Annotated in this window: 20 protein-coding genes; 6 read left to right on the top strand and 14 right to left on the bottom strand. The window is 73.7% G+C overall.

The genetic code is table 11. The annotated features are described in order from the left end of the window. Positions 1–22: 22 nt before the first annotated feature. Both BX285_RS18380 and BX285_RS18375 read right to left on the bottom strand, forming a co-directional pair. Positions 23–574, bottom strand: coding sequence for a GNAT family N-acetyltransferase (locus tag BX285_RS18380; RefSeq protein ID WP_097238970.1), 552 nt, complete (start codon positions 572–574; stop codon positions 23–25). Between the two features lie 24 nt (positions 575–598). Then, positions 599–1,015 carry an ankyrin repeat domain-containing protein gene (locus BX285_RS18375; protein ID WP_121175722.1) on the bottom strand — a complete coding sequence of 139 codons (417 nt, stop codon included), beginning with the start codon at positions 1,013–1,015 and terminating at the stop codon, positions 599–601. A 393-nt stretch (positions 1,016–1,408) separates the two neighbouring features. Here BX285_RS18375 and BX285_RS18370 point away from each other — a divergent pair, with 393 nt between their 5' ends. The 3 genes from BX285_RS18370 to BX285_RS18360 all read left to right on the top strand — a co-directional run bounded on the left by BX285_RS18370 (position 1,409) and on the right by BX285_RS18360 (position 4,001). Further along, positions 1,409–1,603 carry a hypothetical protein gene (locus BX285_RS18370; RefSeq protein ID WP_097238968.1) on the top strand — a complete coding sequence of 65 codons (195 nt, stop codon included), beginning with the start codon at positions 1,409–1,411 and terminating at the stop codon, positions 1,601–1,603. A gap of 121 nt (positions 1,604–1,724) precedes the next feature. After that, complete coding sequence (locus BX285_RS18365; RefSeq protein ID WP_121175720.1) at positions 1,725–3,341, top strand: hypothetical protein; 1,617 nt, start codon at positions 1,725–1,727, stop codon at positions 3,339–3,341. A 285-nt stretch (positions 3,342–3,626) separates the two neighbouring features. Next, the gene (locus BX285_RS18360) at positions 3,627–4,001 is read left to right on the top strand and encodes an RNA polymerase-binding protein RbpA (RefSeq protein WP_030058371.1); all 375 of its coding nucleotides are present in this window, start codon (positions 3,627–3,629) and stop codon (positions 3,999–4,001) included. Between the two features lie 89 nt (positions 4,002–4,090). Here BX285_RS18360 and fxsA read toward each other — a convergent pair whose 3' ends face one another. From fxsA to BX285_RS18335, 5 genes are all read right to left on the bottom strand, one after another. After that, a complete protein-coding gene (gene fxsA / locus BX285_RS18355) occupies positions 4,091–4,669 on the bottom strand; it encodes an FxsA family membrane protein (RefSeq protein WP_257032891.1) in 579 nt (192 codons plus the stop codon). Positions 4,670–4,724: 55 nt separating this feature from the next. After that, complete coding sequence (gene lnt / locus BX285_RS18350) at positions 4,725–6,371, bottom strand: apolipoprotein N-acyltransferase (protein WP_121175718.1); 1,647 nt, start codon at positions 6,369–6,371, stop codon at positions 4,725–4,727. Between the two features lie 106 nt (positions 6,372–6,477). After that, a complete protein-coding gene (locus BX285_RS18345) occupies positions 6,478–6,936 on the bottom strand; it encodes an N-acetyltransferase (protein ID WP_121175716.1) in 459 nt (152 codons plus the stop codon). Positions 6,937–7,030: 94 nt separating this feature from the next. Further along, on the bottom strand, positions 7,031–8,638 hold the full coding sequence (locus BX285_RS18340) for an amidohydrolase (protein ID WP_097238964.1): 1,608 nt from the start codon (positions 8,636–8,638) through the stop codon (positions 7,031–7,033). Positions 8,639–8,699: 61 nt separating this feature from the next. Further along, positions 8,700–9,140, bottom strand: coding sequence for an Lrp/AsnC family transcriptional regulator (locus BX285_RS18335; protein WP_097238963.1), 441 nt, complete (start codon positions 9,138–9,140; stop codon positions 8,700–8,702). A gap of 241 nt (positions 9,141–9,381) precedes the next feature. Between BX285_RS18335 and BX285_RS37380 the strand changes: the two genes are divergently transcribed. Continuing rightward, on the top strand, positions 9,382–9,876 hold the full coding sequence (locus tag BX285_RS37380; RefSeq protein ID WP_179852947.1) for a hypothetical protein: 495 nt from the start codon (positions 9,382–9,384) through the stop codon (positions 9,874–9,876). A 187-nt stretch (positions 9,877–10,063) separates the two neighbouring features. On the opposite strand, the gene BX285_RS18320 is transcribed toward BX285_RS37380, so the two are convergent. Next, complete coding sequence (locus tag BX285_RS18320; RefSeq protein ID WP_097240396.1) at positions 10,064–11,227, bottom strand: acyl-CoA dehydrogenase family protein; 1,164 nt, start codon at positions 11,225–11,227, stop codon at positions 10,064–10,066. Between the two features lie 285 nt (positions 11,228–11,512). Between BX285_RS18320 and BX285_RS18315 the strand changes: the two genes are divergently transcribed. Together BX285_RS18315 and BX285_RS18310 are read left to right on the top strand one after the other, a co-directional pair. Beyond that, on the top strand, positions 11,513–12,115 hold the full coding sequence (locus tag BX285_RS18315; RefSeq protein WP_257033145.1) for a uridine kinase: 603 nt from the start codon (positions 11,513–11,515) through the stop codon (positions 12,113–12,115). A 467-nt stretch (positions 12,116–12,582) separates the two neighbouring features. Continuing rightward, complete coding sequence (locus tag BX285_RS18310) at positions 12,583–14,652, top strand: AAA family ATPase (RefSeq protein WP_097240395.1); 2,070 nt, start codon at positions 12,583–12,585, stop codon at positions 14,650–14,652. Between the two features lie 53 nt (positions 14,653–14,705). Here BX285_RS18310 and BX285_RS18305 read toward each other — a convergent pair whose 3' ends face one another. From BX285_RS18305 to BX285_RS18280, 6 genes are all read right to left on the bottom strand, one after another. Further along, the gene (locus tag BX285_RS18305; protein WP_097238961.1) at positions 14,706–15,704 is read right to left on the bottom strand and encodes an NAD-dependent epimerase/dehydratase family protein; all 999 of its coding nucleotides are present in this window, start codon (positions 15,702–15,704) and stop codon (positions 14,706–14,708) included. Between the two features lie 146 nt (positions 15,705–15,850). Then, entirely contained in the window at positions 15,851–16,897 is a 1,047-nt protein-coding gene (locus BX285_RS18300) for a hemolysin family protein (RefSeq protein ID WP_097238960.1), read from the bottom strand. Continuing rightward, positions 16,894–18,237 (bottom strand): hemolysin family protein, encoded by a 1,344-nt coding sequence (locus BX285_RS18295; protein ID WP_121175714.1) that lies wholly within the window; start codon positions 18,235–18,237, stop codon positions 16,894–16,896. Before BX285_RS18295 ends, BX285_RS18300 begins: the two co-directional genes overlap by 4 nt. Positions 18,238–18,541: 304 nt before the next feature. After that, on the bottom strand, positions 18,542–18,982 hold the full coding sequence (locus BX285_RS18290; protein ID WP_097238958.1) for a PH domain-containing protein: 441 nt from the start codon (positions 18,980–18,982) through the stop codon (positions 18,542–18,544). A gap of 117 nt (positions 18,983–19,099) precedes the next feature. Then, positions 19,100–19,948 (bottom strand): ATP phosphoribosyltransferase, encoded by an 849-nt coding sequence (gene hisG / locus BX285_RS18285; RefSeq protein ID WP_097238957.1) that lies wholly within the window; start codon positions 19,946–19,948, stop codon positions 19,100–19,102. A 52-nt stretch (positions 19,949–20,000) separates the two neighbouring features. After that, positions 20,001–20,273, bottom strand: coding sequence for a phosphoribosyl-ATP diphosphatase (locus tag BX285_RS18280; RefSeq protein ID WP_097238956.1), 273 nt, complete (start codon positions 20,271–20,273; stop codon positions 20,001–20,003). Positions 20,274–20,290 lie beyond the last annotated feature (17 nt).

Here is a 20,290-nt window from a genome sequence, read left to right as displayed (position 1 = left end):
ACCTACCCGGGGCGGCAGCCGCTCAGACCGCCGCGACGGGCTCCTCGGCGGGTTCCTCGGCAGACTCCTCGCCGAGCTCCTTGCCGAGGCAGACGCTCAGCGGGTGGTCCTTGTAGAACCCGAACTTCCGGATCGCGACGTAGCCCTCGGACTTGTACAGCGCGATGGCCTCGGGCTGCTCGGTGCCGGTCTCCAGGACGAACCGGGTGCGACCGGCCTCGACGGCCGTCCGCTCCAGGTGGCGCAGCACGGCCCGGGCCAGACCGCGGCCGCGGGCCCCGGGGACCACGAACATCCGCTTCAGCTCGGCGTCGCCGTCGCGCAGCCCGTCCGGGCCGCCCTGCTTGGCCCGCCAGCCGCCGCAGGCGACCGGACGGCCGTCCAGGTAGGCGATCAGGAAGAGTCCGGCCGGCGCCTCGAAGTCCTCGGGGCTCATCTCGGTGAAGTCGGGGTCGCCGTAGCGCCGGACGTACTCCTGCTGCACCTCCGCCGACAGGGCCTGGGCGTCGGGGTGGGCGTAGCCGGTGATGCGGAACTCGACGGTGCCGGTGTCCTTGGTCGCACTGGTGTCCATGGTCGGAGAGCCTACGGTCCCGGCTCAGCGGGCCTCGAACCGGGCGACCAGCTCCTCCTTGCCGAACATCCGGGCGGTGTCGACGGCGCTCGGGACGCCGGCGTGCGGGTCGGCGCCGCCGGCCAGCAGGGCGGTGAGCACGTCCTCGGCGCCCTTGAAGACGGCGCCGGCCAGCGGGGTCTGGCCGCGGTCGTTGGCGAGGTTCGGGTCGGCACCGTGCCGCAGCAGCACCTCGACGGTGGCGGCGTGGCCGTGGTACGCGGCGAGCATCACGAGGGTGTCGCCGCGGTCGTTGGTGAGGTCGGCCGGGGCCCCGGCCTCCAGGTAGGCGGCCAGGGTGTCGGTCTCCCCGGCCCGGGCGGCGTCGAAGAGCTTCCCGGCCAGGGCGATCACCTCGGCGTCGGGGGCGTCGGCGGGCTGCTGGCTGGCGGCGTCGGTCATGGCGGGCGGCCTTTCCGGTCGGTTCGTCGGGCGGTCACGGGCTGCGCCCAGGGCACGGTAGCGGCCGCCGCCGGAGCGGGCCAGCCGTTGTCCGTGATCCGGATGACGGCCCGGGCCGCCCCGACACGCGGCCGCACGGGTTGCACGGCCATCCGAGCGAACTTCCCGGACCCCCGGGAAACTTCCCGCCCACCCCCCGGGAATGCCTGGCGGCACCGAATCCCCGCAGCGACCGGCTCCACCCCGGCCGGTTCGCATACCGCCATCCGGTGTCCGGAACGGTATCGGACGGCAGAACCACCCATTTGCACCGTTCCATCATCTATTACTTTTTGTCACGATTAATGCACTTTCCGTAACACCCCCGCTTGTCCCCCTCCCGAGGAGCGGATCGTGATCCTCTCGATTTCCGGCATCGTCCTGTTCGGCACCATCGCATTTCTCTTCTTCCGAAGGGACGGACTGAAGGTCTCCCACGCCATCGTCTGCGCCCTCTTCGGCTTCTACGTCGCCGGTTCGTCGATCGCCCCGAGCATCACCGCGGGCGGCGCCAGCCTCGCGAGCCTGCTCGGCGGCATCAGGTTCTAGCCGCCACTCTCCCCCGTTCCGGCCCGGGCGCGGATCCCACACCGCCCCGGGCCCCGTCGTACCCCACCGCCCCACCCGTCCCACACCTCCCACCCGTCCCACTCGCCCGGGGAGTCAAGGAATGCCGCTCCACCGCCACCTCAGCAAGGGCCGCGAGATCGCCCGGACCGCCGGGGACCACGCCTCCGACATGTTCGCCCCGCTCTCCGTCATCGGCCGCGGCCTGCGCCACCACGCCGACTGGGCCAAGGCCCGCTGGCAGGCCACCCCGAAGGAGCGCCGCGGCCCGACCCTCTTCCTGTCCGCCGCGATGCTGGTCGGCATCTACCTGCTGCCGCACGGACTGCTGTTCGCGCTGATCGCCCTGATGGCCAGCGCCGCCTGGGCCGGACGCGCCCCCAAGGCCCCGCCCGCCCCGCCCGCGCCGGACGTCGCCGACCTCAAACTGACCGCCCTCTACTCCGCGCTCACCCCCTACCTGTGCGGCCCCGAGGACGCCAACCCGCTCTACCACTTCGAGGGCAGCTACAAGAACGCCTTCGGCTCCTGGGAGTTCGACGGCGAGGGCCGGCTCTCCCGGCTGGAGCTGAGCTACCCCGCGTACTTCACCGACACCGAGCCCGCCGCCCGGGCCCGGATCGAGCAGGTCGTCCAGGGCAAGGCCGGCCGGGCCCGGGAGTACCGCTTCGACTGGGACGAGGAGTCCAACCGGCTGCGGATCGCCGCGCTCGCCCCGCTGCCCACCGACGTCGTCGCCCAGCGCTTCGTCGCCACCCCCGGGGAGATCGTGCTCGGCTTCACCGACGAGGACGGCACCGCCCGTACCATCCCGGTCACCCAGGGCGGCACGACCGTCCAGCAGCCGCCGGTGGTCTGGCGCACCGGCCCGCGCTCCTCCGAACCGCACCTGCTGGCCCTCGGCGTCACCGGCTACGGCACCTCCAGCCTGCTGCGGTCGATCGCCCTGCAGGTCCTCCCGTACGCCGACCTGGTGGTGGTCGACGGCGCCGGGACCGGGGAGCACGCCTGCCTGGTGAACCGGCCCGGCGTGCACACCGTGGAGACCAGCCTGCACGGCGCGCTGGCCGCACTGGAGTGGGCCGCCCAGGAGACCGACCGGCGGCTCACCGCGCTCAACGCCGCCCGGCACGCCGGTACCGCCCCGCCCGAGGACGTCACCCGGCCGCTGTGGCTGCTGCTGGACCACCCGACCGAGCTGAGCGAACTCGCCCAGGCCGAGGGCCGCCCCGACCCGCAGGACCTGCTGGAACTGCCGCTGCGGCACGGCCGGGCCGCCCGGGTCACCGTGGTGATCGCCGACGACGTCGAGGCCCGGGACCGGATCACCCCCACCGTCCGCGCCACCACCCGGGCCCGCGTGGTGCTCGGCCCGGCCGGCCCCGACGAGGCCCGCGCCGCGCTCGGCGCACCGCTGGACATCGTGCCCGCCGCACACGCCCCGATCGGCCGCGGCTACGCCAGGGTCGGCAACGGCGCCCCGGTCCGGCTCCAGGTGCCCGCCACCGTCGACCCGCTGGACGACGAGGCCCCGGCCCCGCTGAGGGACGCGGTGATCGCCCTGCTGCCGCACCGCGACACCCGCATCGAGGCACCCGCCGGCACCCCGCCCCGCCCGGAGCGCCCGCCGACGGCCGCACCGGTCGATCCCGCCCCGGCCGCCCGCCCGGTCGACCTGGCCAAGGACGAACCGATGATCCGCCCACGTCCGATCTCCTGACCGGCCCGAAGGCTCCGGGTCGGGGCCGCCGAACGCCGTCAGAACCCGTCCCGGTACGCTCGTCACAGAAAGTCCGCACGATCACCAGATGTGAAATAGGTGACACCTGGGGTGATATCACCGGCCAGATGTGACAAATCGGGCGCAGGTGGGTACAAACAGGGGCGGCACGACAGACGACGCATGTCCCGGGACGGGAATCTTCGTCGGAAGCCGAGCGTTGACCGAACGACGAAGAACAGCGACCACTAGTCCTGTGGGCCATAAGCCCGGGAGGCACGATTCATGAGCGAGCGAGCTCTCCGCGGCACGCGACTCGGGGCCACTAGCTACGAGACCGACCGCGGTATCGATCTGGCTCCCCGCCAGACCGTCGAGTACGCATGTCAGAACGGACACCGATTCGAGGTTCCATTCTCGGTCGAGGCGGAGATCCCCGCAGTCTGGGAATGCCGCTTCTGTGGCCAGGAGGCAGCACTCCTCGACGGCGACGAGCCGGAGGAGAAGAAGACCAAGCCGACGCGCACCCATTGGGACATGCTGATGGAGCGCCGGACGCGCGAGGAGCTGGAGGAGGTGCTGGCCGAACGGCTGGCCGTGCTCCGCTCCGGCGGGATGAACCTCGCGGTGCACCCGCGAGACACCCGTAAGAGCGCCTGACCTCGCTCCCGCCGCGGCGGGAGGACGCGAAAAGGGACCCTGGTTTCCAGGGTCCCTTTCGCGTTGTCCGGTCTCTTTCGTGCGCTCCGTCACCCGGTGATCGGCGGGCGGTAGGTGGTGTCCGGGCCCTGCGGGCCGCGCGGTCCTGCCTCCGGCTCGACCACCTCGCCCTGGATGACCTTGCCGTCCGGGCGGTGGATGCGCAGCTGCTCCTGCAGTCGCATCGCGTCGGCGAACGGGTCGGCGCCGACGGTGGAGGTGGCGCGCATCGCCTTGTCGGCGACCCGGCGAGCGGCCGCTCGCCACAGCGCCCGGGTGGGCGGGAACAGCAGGGTCAGGGCCACCAGGTCGGACAGGAAGCCGGGGACGATCAGCAACAGGCCGGCCAGCACGGTCATGCTGGTGCCGGTCTGCGGCTGCGCGGACTGCGGGTTCTTGCTCTGCTCGATCGCCGCCGACAGCGCCTTCAGCCCGGCCCGCCTGATCAGCGACCCGCCGATCAGGGCGCCCGCGATCAGCAGCAGCAGGACGGTCAGGCCGCCCAGCCAGGAGCCGACCTGGACCAGCAGCCAGATCTCCAGCACCAGCCAGGCGGTGAGCAGCAACGGCAGCACCCGGCGGAGCTTTCCGCGCGGGGCCGGACGGGTGGGGGCAGCTTGCTGGGTCACGGTACGAATCCACTCCATGCGGTGCTCTGCGCGCCGCACGGGAGGTCCGGGCCGGCTACGGCACCACCTGGTCCAACGATTCCTGCCCGGCCGGTGTTCCGGCGCCCGACCGCCGACGGCGTCCGACCAGCACGGCAGCGCCGCAGGCCAGCAAGCCGCCGATGGCCAGCGCCCACTCCGGGGCGGCGCCGACCCGGTCGGCCACCGTGGTGCCGTCGCGCAGCGGGACGGTCGCCGACAGCTCGGCCGGCGTCAGCTCCTGGGTGCGCTGCTGGACGGTGCCGTCCGGGGCGATCACGGCGCTGATGCCGCTGGTGGCGGCGATCAGCACCGCCCGGCCGTGTTCGACCGCCCGCAGCCGGCTCATCGCGAGCTGCTGCTCGGGCTGGCCGGTCTTGGCGTAGGTCGCATTGTTGGTCTGGACCACCAGGACGCGGGCGCCGCTGTCCACGGTGTCGCTGACGATCTCGTCGTACGCGACCTCGAAGCAGATCACGTCGCCGATCCGGGCCGGGCCGAGCTGCATCACGCCGTTGTGGTCGCCGGGGTAGAAGTCCCGGGCGACCCGCTGGAGGCGGGTGATCACCTTCATCAGCTGGGCACGGAACGGCACGTACTCGCCGAACGGGACGGGGTGCTGCTTGGTGTAGGAGGCGCCGGGGCCGGTTGCCGGATCCCAGACGATGCCCTCGTTCTGGACGTGCTGGGCGTCCGGGCCGTCCACCAGGGTGCCGACCAGGGTGGGCACGCCGATCGCCTTGACGGCCTCGTCGATGCGCAGGCGGGCCAGCGGATCGCTGAACGGGTCGAGGTCGGAGGAGTTCTCCGGCCAGATCACGATCTCCGGGCGCTCGACCTTGCCGGCCGCGACGTCGGCGGCCAGGCGCTCGGTGGCCGTGGCGTGGTTGTTGAGGACCATCATCGGGCGGCCGAGGAAGTCCATGCCCGGGTTGGGCACGTTGCCCTGGACGATGGCGACCTTCACGGAGTCGGCCGCGGCGGTGGGCACCGGGACGAGGTAGCCGGCGAGCAGCGCCGCCACGGCGCCGAGCGCCGCCAGTGCCGCCGTCTTCGGGGCCTTGCCCGGCCCGCGCAGGCGCAGCGCCGCCCAGGCGAGCAGGCCGCCGGACAGGGCCACCGCGAAGGTCACCAGCGGCGCACCGCCGAGCGCGGCCAGCGGGGTGTACGGGGTGGCGGTGTTGGCGAAGGCCAGCCGGCCCCAGGGGAAGCCGCCGAGCGGCAGCCGGTCGCGGGCCCACTCCTGGGTGATCCACAGGCAGGCCGTCCAGAGCGGCCAGCCGGGCAGCCGGGAGACGAGGGCCAGTGCGCCGCCGAGCAGTGCCAGGAACAGCGCCTCGACGATCGACAGGCCGACCGTGGCATCCCAGCCGACCACCCGCAGCCAGCTGAGCAGCATCAGGAAGAACGGCAGGCCGAAGGCGAAGCCCGTCCACACGCCCTGACGGAAGGTGCGGCCCCGGGTGAGCAGGGAGAGCGCGGCGACGCCGAGCAGTGACAGCGGCCAGAGGTCGTACGGCGGGAAGGCGAGGGCGAGCAGCAGGCCGGCCAGGGCCGCGAGGCCGGTCCGGGGCAGGCCGGCACGGACCTTGGCGAGCGCCCGGGCGCCGCGGCCCGGGCGGGGCGCCGGCTCCTGCGGCTCGGGGGCGGTCCCGGACCGCTCCTGGGTGACGGGACTGGCCACCGGCGCACCATCTTCCTGGGGCTTGCTGTTTCGGACGCTGTGCGAAGAAGGTACCCCGGAACGCCGGTGGGACGTGAGGTGAGGGTGCCGGGCCCGAACCGGCTGGTCAGCGGGCGGTGTAGCGGATCTCGCCGAGTGGCCACTGCTCGGCGAGCCAGGTGGAGACGGCGTGGTGGAGCGGGGCGTCCAGGTGGGCGCGGTCGGCCCGGACCCAGGAGCTGACGCCGACCGCGGACGGGTCCTCGCGGTCCGGGTAGATGTAGACGCAGCCGATCACCTCGCTCCCCTCGGGTTCCAGGACGGTGTAGGTGAAGCCGGTGCGCGCGGCGAAGTCGGCGGCGTGGCGGCGCAGGTCTTCGAGGTTGCGCTCCGGCGACATCCCCTCGACGGGAGGCCAGCTGCCGCCGACGAAGCCGGGGGTGGCGCGGATGTGCTCGATGCTGCCGGTCCAGGCCGCGTGGTCGGAGGCGTTGTGCTGCTCGCCCAGGGGCTCCAGGCGGAACTCCGGGGCGAGCAGTTCGCGCGGGACGGTGAAGTCGGCGGGGACCAGCGGATGGGTCGTCATGGCGATCAACCTACGACCGGTGCCGCGCCGCTTCACCCGGTTTTGCCGTCGGTAGGCGGCGACCCGTCGCCGGGCGGCCACCGCTGGTCGGCGGCTACCGCCGGTGGACGGTGCGGCCGCGGACCACGGTGCGCAGGCAGGTCGGCAGCGGGTGGCCCGGGGTGAGGTCGGGCAGGCCGGGGGTGCCGGAGCGCGGGTCGGTGGACCAGCCGGCGACCCGGGAGTCGGGGGCCTGGACGACCAGCTCGCCGGCGGCCCAGATCGCGTAGCTGGCGACGGCTCCGGGCACCAGCACGCCGTCCTGGTCTCGGCCGATCGCTCGCCAGCCGCCGCGGGTGTGGGCGGTGAAGGCGGCGCGGACCGAGATCCGGTGGTCGAGGGTCCGGTGGAAGGCCGCGGCGCGGACGGTGCCCCAGGGGTCGAGCGGGGTGACCGGGGCGTCCGAGCCGAAGGCCAGCGGGACGCCGGCCCGCAGCAGGGCGGCGAAGGGGTTGAGGGCCGCGGCCCGCTCGGCGCCCAGGCGCTGGACGTACATGCCCTCCGGGCCGCCCCAGGCGGCGTCGAAGGCGGGCTGGACGGAGGCGGTGAGGCCCAGCTCGGCGAAGGCGGCGATCGACGTGTCGTCCAGGGCCTCGGCGTGCTCGACGCGGTGGCGCAGGGCCTTCACCCGGCCGGCGCCGACCCGCTCGCCGGCCGCCCGGACGCCCTCGATGACGGCCGCCACGGCCGCGTCGCCGATGGCGTGGAAGCCGGCCTGCAGCCCGGCCTCGGTGCAGGCGGCGACGTGGTCGGCGACCTGCTCGGCCGTCAGGTAGGCGGTGCCGGTGTGCTCGGCGTCGTCGTACGGGCTGTGCAGGCAGGCGGTGCGGGAGCCGATCGCGCCGTCCACGAAGAGGTCGCCGCCGGCGCCGACCGCGCCGAGCCGGCGGGCCGTCTCCACGCCGCCCAGCTCTCCCCAGTAGCCGAAGACCTCGGGGCCCTCGCCCTCGGCGGCCAGCGCCAGCAGGGCTGCCAGGTCCTGCTCGGAGGAGATCTCCGGCCCGGCGCACTCGTGCAGGGCACCGATGCCGAGTTCGGCGGCGCGGGCCAGGGTGGCGCGCTGGGCGCGGCGGCGCTGCTCGGGGGTGAGGCGGGCCAGCGCGGTCTGCCGGACGACGTGGTGGGCGTCCTTGGTGAGCGGACCGTCGGCGGCGTACCCGGGCCGTTCGGCGAGGCCGTCGGTGAGGGTGCGCAGGGCGGTGGTGGCGAGCGCGGAGTGCACGTCGGTGCGGGAGAGGTAGAGCGCGGCGCCGCGGGCGGCCTCGTCCAGTTCGGCGAGGGTCGGCGGGCGGCCCTCGGGCCAGGCGCTCTCGTCCCAGCCGTGGCCGATCAGCACCCCGCCGGGCTCGGCCTGGGCGTCCACGAAGGCGGTGACGGCCGCCAGGGCGGCGGCCAGCGAGGGGCTGCCGGTGAGGTCGAGGCCGGTGAGCGCCAGGCCGGTGGCGGTGGCGTGCACGTGGGCGTCCACGAAGGCCGGGGTGACCAGGGCGCCGTCCAGTTCGACCACCTCGTCGGCGCTCGCGGCGTACGCCTCGGCGGCGCCGTCGCTGCCGACCCAGGCGATGTGCTCGCCTTCCACGAGCATCGCGGTGGCGAAGGGGTCGGCGGGGCTGTAGACGGCGCCGCCGCGCAGCAGGACGGTCCGGGAGGTGCGTTCGGTCATGGCGCCAAGTCTGCACCCCGCCCGTTCGGGGTCAGAGCTTCGGGGGTCGGGGATTCGGCAGTCAGAGCTTCGGGGGCCGGGCCTCGTACGGGGTGGACAGCACGACGGTCGTACGGGTGGAGACGCCGGCGGCGCTGCGGATGCGCGCGAGCAGGTCCTCCAGGTCGCCGGGGGCGCCGACGCGGACCTTGAGGATGTAGTTCTCGTCGCCCGCGACGCTGTGGCACGCCTCGATCTCGGGCAGGCCGGCCAGGCGCTCCGGGGTGTCGTCCGGGGCGCTGGGGTCGAAGGGTTTGACCGAGATGAAAGCGGTCAGCGCCAGGTCGACCGAGTCGGGGTCGACGATCGCGGTGTAGCCGCGGATCACCCCGCGCTGTTCGAGGCGGCGCACGCGCTGGTGCACCGCCGAGGTGGACAGGCCGGTGGCCTTGCCCAGGTCCGTGTAGCTCATCCGGCCGTCCTCAAGCAGCAGCTGGACGATGCGTTGGTCGAGATCCTCCACAGTCCGTCAACCTACCCGGTCGGGTGCACGGGGGGCGCACGAGGTGGCACGAGAGCGGCAGGAGCAAGCACCGCAGGTGCGGGGCGGGGCACATGCCGCGTGAATGTGGCAGCGGATGTGGTCAAGGACACACCCGGTGCATCACGGTGCACAACACCGCAGGGTTATGAGTCCGAATCGCAGGGAAGTGCTGGTTGTGGCCCTGGACGACCAAGTCGGGCCCGATCCTAGGGGGATCCTCATGCCTGCTACTGACCAGCGCGAGCTGGCCGCCGACGAGACCGACGATATGACCGGCCGCGACGACCTCGCGGTCGACCACGCGCCGGGCGCCGAGCTCGGCGAGGCCGAGACCTGGGAGATCTTCCGGGTCCACTGCCCCGAATGCCGCCGCCCGATCGCCCTGGTGGCGGACGAGGAGCGGCTGCCGGAGCACGCCCTGCTGCCGACCGCCTGGAACCCCTTCGCCCCCGCGGTCTGCCCTGGTTCGGGCACGCCGACCGACGACCTCGCGGAGGTGGAGGCCCCGGCGGACGCCCAACCGACCGGATTCGGGGCCCTGTTCAAGCTCCCGAGCGAACTGGACTGGCGCACCCAGCCGTTCTCGCACGCGGTGGCGCACTGCCCGGTGCGGGTCGCGGCGATCGGCCAGGCCGTGCCCGCCCTCGCCTCCGTCCCGACGGTCTCCGCGCTCCGTGCCATCCCGGAGCAGCGCCGCCGGCTCGTCCGGCACTGACGGTCGGAGCAACGCGGGCCGGTCGGAGCAACGCCGGCAGGTCGGCGCACCGCACCGCCCGCGGCGCACCACCAGAACGCCTCCGGCCGTCACTCCGCACCCTGGAGTGACGGCCGGAGGCCGTGCACGGGGAAGGCGCCGGGTCGCCGCGGGGCGCCCGGCCCTCCCGGGGGCGTCAGCCCGTGGTTCAGCCCTTGGTGAGGTGGCGGCCGATCACCAGGCGCTGGATCTGGTTGGTGCCCTCGACGATCTGCAGCACCTTGGCCTCGCGCATGAAGCGCTCGGCTGGGAAGTCCTGGGTGTAGCCGTAGCCGCCGAGCACCTGGACGGCGTCGGTGGTCACCCGCATCACCGTGTCGGTGCAGAACAGCTTGGCCATCGCCGCCTCCTTGGAGAACGGCCGGCCCGCGTCCTTCAGGCGCGCGGCGGACAGGTAGAGCGCACGGCCCGCCTCGATCTGGGTGGCCATGTCGGCGAGCATGAAGGACAGGCCCTGGAACTCGGCGATCGGACGGCCGAACTGGCGCCGGGTGCGCGCGTAGTCGACCGCGAGGTCGAGCGCGGCCTGGGCGACGCCGATCGCACACGCGGCGATGCCGAGGCGGCCGGAGTCCAGCGCGGCGAGCGCGATCTGGAAGCCCTGGCCCTCCTCGCCGATCAGCCGCTCGCGGGGCACCCGGGCACCGTCGAAGTGCAGTTGCGCGGTCGGCGAGGAGCGCATGCCCATCTTCTGCTCCGGCGGGGCCGAGGACAGGCCCTGCTGGGTGCCGGGGACGAGCAGGCAGCTGATGCCCTTGGGCCCCTCCTCGCCGGTGCGCACCAGGGCGCTGTAGAAGTCGGCCTGGCCGCCGTGGGTGATCCACGCCTTGGTCCCGTTCACCACGTACGCCTCGCCGTCGAGGTCCGCACGGGTGCGCAGCGCGGCCGCGTCGGAGCCGGACTGCGGCTCGGAGAGGCAGTAGGCGCCGAGCTGTTCGCCGGAGAGCATGCCGGGCAGCCACGTGTCGCGTTGCTCGTCGCTGCCGAAGGTGGCCAGCGCGTGGCAGGACAGGGTGTGCACGCTCACGCCGAGGCCGATCGCCAGCCAGCCGGCCGACAGCTCCTCCAGGACCGGCAGGTACACCTCGTAGGGCTGCTCGCCGCCGCCGTGCTTCTCGTCGTACGGGAGGGAGAGCAGGCCCGCCTCGCCGAGGGTGCGGAAGACCTCCCGCGGGAAGCGGCCGGCGGCCTCGTCCTCCGCCGCGCGCGGCTGGAGCTCGCGCCGGACCAGGTCCCGGGTGAGGCTCAGCAGCTCGCGCGCCTCCTCACTGGGCAGCTGGCGCTCCACGGCTATCACAGGGGAGGGGGTCATGGCGGTGGTCGCCTCCTCGATCGGGCGACGGACCGGCCTGTCGGCTGGTCCGGCGCGGGTGTGGCAGGTCGGACCGACCTTCACCGGGTTGCGGTGAACGGTCGTTCACAGGCGTGGCGAAGCGAGTATGCCCGAAACCCGCGCTGCCGTCACGACCTGCACGGATGAACTGTCCGCAGTGGTGGGGTACGGCACCGTAGGGTTGACGTTGTGGCTGCTTTCGGACCCTCCTCCTCCCCCTCCCGGCACTCCCCGGTCGACGGGCCGAGCGCGCTCGCGGTCGAGCTGAGCGCGCTCGCCGCGGAGCTGCGGGCGCTGCCGCCCTCCTGCGGGCCGGTGCGGCTGGTCGCGGTGGACGGGCACGCGGGCTCCGGGAAGACGACCTTCGCCGGGCGCCTGTCGGCGGCACTGGGCGGGGCGCCGGTGGTGCACCTGGACGACCTGGCCACCCACGGCGAGCTCTTCGAGTGGACCGGGCGGCTGCGCGAGCAGGTGCTGGAGCCGCTGGCGGCCGGCCGGGACGCCGCGTACCGGGTGTACGACTGGACGCTGCGCCGCTTCGCGGGCACGGCCGCGGTGCCGGCCGCCCCGGTCGTGCTGGTCGAGGGGGTCGGCTCGGGCCGGCGGGCGGTGCGGCCGTGGCTGGCCCGGGTGATCTGGATGGAGCTGGACGCCGGTGCGGCCCGCCGCCGGGGCGAGGAGCGGGACGGCCCGGAACTGGCCGAGTTCTGGGCGGGCTGGGCCCGGGCCGAATCGGCGCATTTCGCCGACGACCCGAGCCGCCCGTACGCCGCGACGCGGGTCGACGGGGTGACCGGCCGGATCGCGCCGGGCACCGTCGGTGAAACTTCAACAAGCGCCTTGACCTGCGACATCGCCAGGACTTAGGTTCTCCTCAGTCGCCGGAACGAAAGCGTCCGGTGCCTCGGACCCGGCGTCCCCGGCTTGTTCCCCCGTGAGCCGGGGGCGCCGTCCGGTCCTCTTTCCGAAACCCGCTCCCCCGCCTTTCTGCGCCGCTCCTCCGGCGCCCGGTTCGGCAGCTGTTTCGACACCCGTCCTGGCGTCCGTTTCGACGCCCCTTCGACACCGTTCCCGGTGCCCGGCCGCTCAACGGCCGCTCGCCCGATCACATTTGACCCCGTTAGGCACCCTTCCGGATCAGCCCCGCGCCGGTACGATTTCCTGGCGGGCGCATATGCGCCGCAGGGGCTCGACGACCACCGGTCAGGCAGCGCGCACGCGAGTCACCGGCCGGGCCCCGGGCCACACCGCGGGGGGCGTGAGTGACGGTGGACAGTTCGGACAGCACGGCGGGCGGCCCGGACCGGCTCGCCGACCGGGCCTGGCTTCGCGCCATGGACGCCTACACGGCCGGCGCGTACGCCCGGGCCGAGGAGGAGTTCCGGGCGGCCGTCCGGCTGGACCCGGGCATGGCCGACGCCTGGCTCGGCCTGCACGCGCTGCGCAGCGACACCTCGGCGGCGCTGCTGGCGATGTACCGGCACCAGAAGCGGTTCGGCGAACAGCGGCGGCTGCACCGACGGCCGCTCAGTTCCTGGTACTGGCTGGGCTGGTGGGTGCAGCCCGTGCTGGAGGACGCCCGCGACCTCGCGCTGGCGCACGCCTCGCACTGGCTGGACGGCCGCCACCTCGCCGAGCTGGACCGGGCGTTGGAGCAGTGCCCGGCCCCCAGCGAGGACCCGTCCGCCCGCTTCCTGTACGCCTGCCGGTCCTACCTGCTCAAGGACTGGGAGCAGCTGATCCGGGACACCGACCGGCTGCTGGACGACCCGATGCTCGGCATCGAGGCCGGGCTGTTCGCCGGCATGGCCCGGGTAAGGCTGGACATGTGCGCGCAGGCGCAGGCGCCGCTGGCCGCCTCGCTGGCCCGCTGCCGCTCCGAGCAGCCGCAGCGCAAGGAGCTGCGGTACTGGCTGGCCCGGGCGTACGAGGGGGCCGGGCGCAGTGCGGCGGCGCTGCCGCTGTACCGGGCGGTGCACCGGGCCGACCCGGCGTTCATGGACACCGCGGCCCGGCTGGCCGCCATCTCGGCCGAGGACGAGCTCTCGGACGGGCTCGCGGGTGGGCTCGCGGAGGCGCTGGCGGGTGGGCTCGCGGACGGGCTGCCGGCGGGCGGGCGTTCGGGCGGGGCCGAGGACGCCGGGCTGGACGTCGGGCCGGAGGTCGGGCCGGACGCCGAGGTCGGGCTCCCGGACGACGCCGGGTACGCCGCCGGGCCGGGGTACGGCGAGGAGTTCGAGGACGGGGTCGGGCAGGGCGGTGCGACCGTGTCCGGCGACGGGGTGCTGGACGACGTGATGCCGAACGGGGGCGTACCGTCCGGGGCGCCGACCGGCGGACCGGCGGTGGACTCCGGCCTCGCGGACTCCGATCTCGCGGACGGCCGCCCGGCAGGCAGGACGCCCGTCGACGGCGCACCGCAGGCCGCCGGGGAGCGGTCCGGGTCGGGCGGCGCCCAGGGCGGCCCCTCCGCGCCTCCGCCGCTGCCGGTCCGCGGCCAGCCGCAGCCCCGGTCGGCGGCCGAGCCCGCACCTCGACCGGACAGTGACGAACGGGAGCTGGACGCCGCCCTGGCCGAACTCTCGCTGATGGTCGGCATGGAGCCGGTGAAGCGCCAAGTCCGGGCGCTGTCAGCCCAGTTGAGAATGTCGCGACTGCGGGCCGCCCAGGGCCTGCCGGTCCAGCCACCCAAGCGCCACTTCGTCTTCTCCGGCCCCTCCGGCACCGGCAAGACCACCGTGGCCCGCATCCTCGGCCGGGTCTTCCACGCCCTCGGCCTGCTCTCCGGCGACCACCTGGTGGAGGCCCAACGAGCCGACCTGGTGGGCGAGTTCCTCGGCCAGACCGCGGTCAAGGCGAACGAGCTGATCGACTCCGCGCTGGACGGCGTGCTGTTCATCGACGAGGCGTACAGCCTCTCCAACTCCGGCTACACCAAGGGCGACGCCTACGGCGACGAAGCGCTCCAGGTACTGCTCAAACGCGCCGAGGACAACCGGGACCGGCTGGTGGTGATCCTGGCCGGCTACCCCGAGGGCATGAACCGGCTGCTCGCCACCAACCCCGGCCTCAACTCCCGCTTCACCACCCGGGTCGACTTCCCGAGCTACCGCCCCGGCGAGCTGACCGCGATCGGCGCCGCGCTGGCCGGCCGGGACGGCGACGGCTGGGACGAGGATGCCGCCGAGGAGCTGGCCAGCATCTGCACCCACGTGGTCCGCGAGGGCTGGATCGACGAGCTGGGCAACGGGAGGTTCATCCGGACCCTGTACGAGAAGTCCTGCGCCTACCGGGACCTGCGGCTGTCGCTGCTGCGCGAGCCGCCCGGGCGGGAGGACCTGGCCACTCTGCGCCTGCCGGACCTCGTCCAGGCGTACGGGGAACTGATCGACGGCCGGGGCTGAGCCCCGGACCGGCGGACAGGCCCAAGGGCGTGTCCTGCCGCCCGACGCGGGAGTCACAGCCCGGCTGATCCCTTGAGCAGCGCGGCCTCCCGGTCGGGGTCGAGGCCGACGGTGGCCCGGTCGGAGCGTTGCGGGGCGGTGCCGCCGATCTCCTGCAGCCAGGCCCAGGTGGACTCGACCGTCTCCGCGACCGGGCGGCAGCGCAGCCCGGCGCCGACGGCACGCTCGACCGAGCCGGTGTGCAGGAAGTCGTACAGCTCGCCGGGGGCCAGCCAGATCGGCAGCTCGGTCCACGGCTCGATGCCCGCCGCCAGGATCCGCTCGGGCTCGGTCCAGCGCAGCTCGGCGTCCGAGCCGGTGGCCCGCACGCAGGCCTCCAGCAGCTCGCCCATCGTGGCGTGGCCGGACGGGCTGACCACGTTGTACGGGCCGGCGAGGCGGGCCACCGCGGCGTCCAGGGCCCAGGCCGCGAGGTCGCGGGCGTCGACGTACTGCAGCGCCAGCTCGCGCGGCCCGGGGGCGAGCACCGGGCCGCCCCGGGCGATCCGGTTCAGCCACCAGGGCAGGCGGCCGATGTTCTCGTGCGGGCCGAGGATCAGTCCGGCGCGGGCCAGCAGGGCCTGCCCGCCGAACTCCGCCTCCAGCGCCAGCTCGGCGCCGCGCTTGGCCTCGGCGTAGGGCACCTCGCCGGTGAGGTCCGGCGAGGAGGCCACCACCGGCGCCGACTCGCCCGCGTCGGCGGCCAGCGGGTACGCGTACACCGACCGGCTGGAGACGTACCCGTAGTGGCCGACCCGGCCCTTCAGGGCCCGGGCGCTGTCGCGCACCGCCGCCGGGGCCCAGGACCAGGTGTCCACCACCGCGTCCCACTCCTGCGTCCCGAGCGCGGCGAGCCCGTCCTCGGCCGTGCGGTCGCCCTCCAGCACCCGGACGCCGTCGGGCGCGGGCTGTGTGCCGCGGTTGAGGGCCGTCACCTCCCAGCCCCTGGCCAGCGCCTCCTCGGCGACGACCCGTCCGACGAACTTCGTTCCACCCAGCAGGAGAAGTCTCATGCCGGCCACTCTCCTCCGAGGGCGGCCGGCATGGAACGGCTGCATGCTCTGGGCAGAATCGCCGGGAGCGGACACGCCCTCGGCGAACGCGGGAACCCCGTGGTGCGAACGCGGGAACCGGAGGCGCCGGGACGGGGACGGGAGACCTACGCGGTCGCGCGGTGGTCGGGGTCGTGCATCTCCCCGATCAGCTCCTCCAGGACGTCCTCCAGCATGACCACGCCGAGCGTGCGCCCGTCCTGGTCCAGCACGGCAGCCAGGTGGCAGGCGGCGCGGCGCATCGCGCCGAGCGCGTCGTCCAGCGGGAGGCCGCCGCGCAGCACCGTGATCGGCCGCCAGAGGCGGGCCGGGACCGGGGCCGAGGGCTCCTCCACGTCGAGGAGGTCCTTGAGGTGGACGTAGCCGAGGTAGCCGTGGCCGGCCGGGTCGCCGTCGGTGACCGGGAAGCGCGAGAAGCCGGTGCGCAGGGCGAGCTCCTCGATCTCGGCGGCGGTCGCCTTGGTGTCCACGGTGACCAGCTGTTCGGGCTTGAGCAGCACCTCGGTGACCGGGCGGTGGCCCAGCTCCAGGGCGTCCTCCAGGCGCTCCTGGCGGTCCTCGTCGAGCAGGCCGGCGTCCCGGGAGTCGACCAGCAGGTACATCAGCTGCTCGGTGGTGAAGACCGACTCGACCTCGTCCTTGGCGTCGACCCGGAACAGCCTGAGTACGCCGTTGGCGAAGGCGTTCAGCACCCGGATGACCGGGGCCAGCCAGCGGGCCAGCCGGTCCAGCGGCGGGCCGAGCCAGAGCGCGGCCTTCTCCGGGCCGGCCATGGCCATGTTCTTCGGCACCATCTCGCCCATCACCATGTGCAGGAAGACCACGAGGGCGAGCGAGATCCCGTACGAGAGCGGGTGCATCAGGCCGGACGGGATCCCGATCGCGTGGAACGGGTCCTCCAGCAGGGAGGCGATGGTCGGCTCGGCGAGGGCACCGAGGCCCAGCGAGCAGACGGTGATGCCGAGCTGGGCGGCGGCCAGCATCGCGGAGACGTTGGACAGCGCGTGCAGGACCGTGCGGGCGCGCTTGTGCCCGGCCTCGGCGAGCGGTTCGATCTGGCTGCGGCGCACCGACACGACGGCGAACTCGGCGCCGACGAAGAAGGCGTTGCCCAGCAGGAGCAGGAGGGCGACGGCGAGTTGGAGGGCGATCATCGGACGGCCTCCTCGTCCTCGCCGAACACGGCGGGTGCGACGGTGCGCTCCACCCGGACCTGGCTGGTGCGGTGGCGGTCGACACCGGTCACGGTGAGCCGCCAGCCGGGCAGCTCGGCGTGCTCGCCGACCTCGGGGAGCTTGCCGAGCAGGTCGGCGAGCAGGCCGGCCAGCGTCTCGTACGGGCCGTCCGGGGCGTTCAGGCCGATCTGCTCCAGCTGGTCGATCCGGGTGCGGCCGTCGGCCTCCCAGACCGGCAGGCCGTCGACGGCCGGCAGCCGGAACAGTTCGGGGTGGTCGTCCGGGTCGTGCTCGTCCTGCACCTCGCCGACGATCTCCTCGACGATGTCCTCGACGGTGACGACGCCGGCGGTGCCGCCGTACTCGTCGACCACGATGGCCATCGGCTGGAGGCGGCGCAGCCGTTCGAGCAGCCGCTCGGCGGGCAGGGTCTCGGGCACCAGCAGCGGCGGCGAGGAGAGCTCGCCGACGCGGACCAGGCCGCGCCGGGCGGCCGGAACGGCGAGGGCGTCCTTGAGCGTGACGATGCCGGTGACCTCGTCCAGGCTGTCGGCGTACACCGGGAAGCGGGACAGGCCGGTGGCCCGGGTCAGGTTGAGCACGTCGGAGGCGGTGGCGTCGCGCTGGAGCGCGGCCACGTCGACCCGCGGGGTCATCACGGACTCGGCGGTCAGCTCGCTCAGGCCCAGGGTGCGGACGAACAGGGTCGCCGACTCCTCGTCGATCGCGCCGGCCTTGGCCGAGTGCCGGGCCAGCGAGACCAGCTCGGCCGGGGTGCGGGCGTGGCCCAGCTCCTCCTGCGGCTCGATGCCGAAGGCCCGTACGGTGCGGTCGGCGGCGCCGTTGAGGAAGCTGATCAGCGGGCGGCAGGCGAAGGAGAACGCCATGTGCGGGGCCGCGACCGCGCGGGCCACCTGGAGCGGGCGGGAGATCGCCCAGTTCTTGGGCACGAGCTCGCCGATCACCATCTGGACGACGGTGGCCAGCACCATGCCGACGACCACGGCGACGCCGCGGGCGGCCGAGTCGGGCACGCCGAGGCCGGACATCACGGGTGCGAGCAGGGTCGACAGGGCCGGCTCGGCGAGCATGCCGACCACCAGCGAGGTGACGGTGATGCCGAGCTGGGCGCCGGAGAGCTCGAACGAGAGGTGCCGCACGGCCCGGGCGACGCGGGCGGACTTGGCGTCGCCCGCCTCGGCGGAACGTTCCACCGCCCCGCGCTCGACGGTCACGAAGGCGAACTCGGCGGCCACGAACAGGCCGTTGGCGAGGATCAGGAGAACGGCTGCGAACAACAGCAGCCAGGCGGTGATCACAGTGCCGCCTGCCTTCCGTGGATCGGAAGTGAGGCGGCGCAGGTACTACCGGACGGATCGTCCATCGAGGGGGAGAGTCACTCCTCAGGTCGGTGCGGGGACGCATCCGCGGTCGCTGCCGGAGGCCGCGTCGCGGTCGCGTCGGGGTCGCGCGTCGGAGCAGGGCGAACTTTGCCCTGCTTTTACCAGCGTAGACCATACCCAGGCGGAGGCAGGAAGCGTGTTCGGACTCAGGGCGGGAAGGGTGCCAGGACCCACCGGGGCCCGGAACCGCAGGTCGGGGCTCCGGAGCCGCGGCCCGTCCTCAGACCTTCGCGTGGTGCTCGACCAGGTCGCGCAGGGCGCGGGCGTCCGCGATCGCCTGCGCCTTGCCGACACCGGACTGGATGCCGACCGCGGCGAGCGAGGTGCCGTCGGCGAGGTCGAGGGTGGCCCACGGGTCGCCCTGGCGGAAGTTGACCCGGACGATCTCGGCCCAGGCGAGCCGGCGCTTGCGGACGAAGTTGACCACCGTCACGCCGTCCCGGTCGGCGCTGACCCGGGGGCGGGCCAGCATCAGGCCGACGGCGGCGAACAGCACGCCGCTGCCCGTCATCATGATCCGGTCGTTGAGCTGCCAGTTCTCCGGGAGCAGCACGGCCAGCACGGCGAACAGCGCCACCAGCACGACGCAGACCGGCAGCAGCACGGCGCGGGTGCGGCGCGGCGCCCAGGTGACGGGGAACTCGACGGGCGGCGTGGACACGTGGGGTCTCCGATGGGGTGGTTCCAGGCGAAGGGCGGGGACGCCGTCCGGCGTCCCCGCCCCATTCAACCCTTGCTTAACTGCGCGACGACGACCGGCCGGGCCGGAGTGCGCAGGTCAGAGGCGGCAGGCGTGGATGTTGGTGACCAGGATGGCCCGGGCGCCGATGCCCCACAGGTCGTCCATGATCCGCTGGGCCTCCTTGCGGAGCACCATCGCGCGGACCGCGACCCAGCCCTCGGTGTGCAGCGGCGAGACGGTCGGCGACTCCAGGCCGGGGGTGAGCGCCACGGCGGCGCCGACGCTCTCGGCGCGGATGTCGTAGTCCATCAGCACGTAGCGGCGGGCCACCAGCACGCCCTGGAGGCGGCGCAGGAACTGCTCCACCCGTGCGTCCTCGCCCGCGCCCTTGGGGCGGATCACCACGGCGTCCGAGATCAGGATCGGGTCGCCGAAGACCTCCAGGCCCGCGTTGCGCAGGCTGGTGCCGGTCTCCACGACGTCGGCGATCACGTCGGCCACACCCAGCTGCACCGCGGTCTCGACCGCGCCGTCCAGCTTGGTGACCGTCGCCTTCACGCCGTGGTCGGCCAGGTGCTGCTCGACCAGGCCGGTGTAGGAGGTCGCGATCCGCAGGCCCTCCAGGCCCTTGACGTCCTCCACGGCGACGCCCTCGGGGCGGGCGAAGCGGAAGGTCGACCCGGCGAAGCCGAGGGCGAGCACCTCCTCGGCGTTGGAGTGCGAGTCCAGCAGGAGGTCGCGGCCGGTGATGCCGACGTCCAGCCGGCCGGAGCCGACGTAGACGGCGATGTCGCGCGGGCGCAGGAAGAAGAACTCGACCTCGTTGTTCGGGTCGACGAGGACGAGCTCCTTCGGGTCCTTCCGCTGGCGGTAGCCGGCCTCATGGAGCATCTCCGCCGCGGGACCCGAGAGAGAACCCTTGTTGGGGACGGCGATGCGCAGCATGTGAGGTTGCTTCCTTACCTGTTGGGAGGGGTGTGCTCGGGGAGCTTGTCGGTCAGAGGTACTTGTAGACGTCGTCGAGCGTCAGTCCACGGGCGATCATCATCACCTGAAGGTGGTAGAGGAGCTGCGAGATCTCCTCCGCCGTCTGCTCGTCCGACTGGAACTCGGCGGCCATCCAGACCTCGGCGGCCTCCTCGACGACCTTCTTGCCGATCGCATGGACGCCCTGCTGGACGAGCTGCGCGGTACGGGAGGACGAGGGGTCGCCGGTGGCGGCCTTCTGCTGGAGCTCGGCGAAGAGCTCCTCGAATGTCTTCGAAGCCATGATGGGGCCACCTTACG

This window comes from Streptomyces sp. 1114.5, assembly GCF_003635085.1.
Classification (GTDB): Bacteria; Actinomycetota; Actinomycetes; order Streptomycetales; family Streptomycetaceae; genus Kitasatospora.
The sequence above is the reverse complement of the archived record's forward strand: the minus strand, read 5'-3'. Positions and strand labels throughout refer to the sequence as shown.

Bases quoted from the DNA above. Each gene is read 5' to 3' on its own strand.
- BX285_RS18380 (WP_097238970.1), bottom strand. From the start codon at position 574: ATGGACACCAGTGCGACCAAGGACACCGGCACCGTCGAGTTCCGCATC.
- BX285_RS18375 (WP_121175722.1), bottom strand. From the start codon at position 1,015: ATGACCGACGCCGCCAGCCAGCAGCCCGCCGACGCCCCCGACGCCGAG.
- BX285_RS18365 (WP_121175720.1), top strand. From the start codon at position 1,725: ATGCCGCTCCACCGCCACCTCAGCAAGGGCCGCGAGATCGCCCGGACC.
- BX285_RS18360 (WP_030058371.1), top strand. From the start codon at position 3,627: ATGAGCGAGCGAGCTCTCCGCGGCACGCGACTCGGGGCCACTAGCTAC.
- BX285_RS18345 (WP_121175716.1), bottom strand. From the start codon at position 6,936: ATGACGACCCATCCGCTGGTCCCCGCCGACTTCACCGTCCCGCGCGAA.
- BX285_RS18340 (WP_097238964.1), bottom strand. From the start codon at position 8,638: ATGACCGAACGCACCTCCCGGACCGTCCTGCTGCGCGGCGGCGCCGTC.
- BX285_RS37380 (WP_179852947.1), top strand. From the start codon at position 9,382: ATGCCTGCTACTGACCAGCGCGAGCTGGCCGCCGACGAGACCGACGAT.
- BX285_RS18320 (WP_097240396.1), bottom strand. From the start codon at position 11,227: ATGACCCCCTCCCCTGTGATAGCCGTGGAGCGCCAGCTGCCCAGTGAG.
- BX285_RS18310 (WP_097240395.1), top strand. From the start codon at position 12,583: ATGGACGCCTACACGGCCGGCGCGTACGCCCGGGCCGAGGAGGAGTTC.
- BX285_RS18305 (WP_097238961.1), bottom strand. From the start codon at position 15,704: ATGAGACTTCTCCTGCTGGGTGGAACGAAGTTCGTCGGACGGGTCGTC.
- BX285_RS18300 (WP_097238960.1), bottom strand. From the start codon at position 16,897: ATGATCGCCCTCCAACTCGCCGTCGCCCTCCTGCTCCTGCTGGGCAAC.
- hisG (WP_097238957.1), bottom strand. From the start codon at position 19,948: ATGCTGCGCATCGCCGTCCCCAACAAGGGTTCTCTCTCGGGTCCCGCG.
- BX285_RS18280 (WP_097238956.1), bottom strand. From the start codon at position 20,273: ATGGCTTCGAAGACATTCGAGGAGCTCTTCGCCGAGCTCCAGCAGAAG.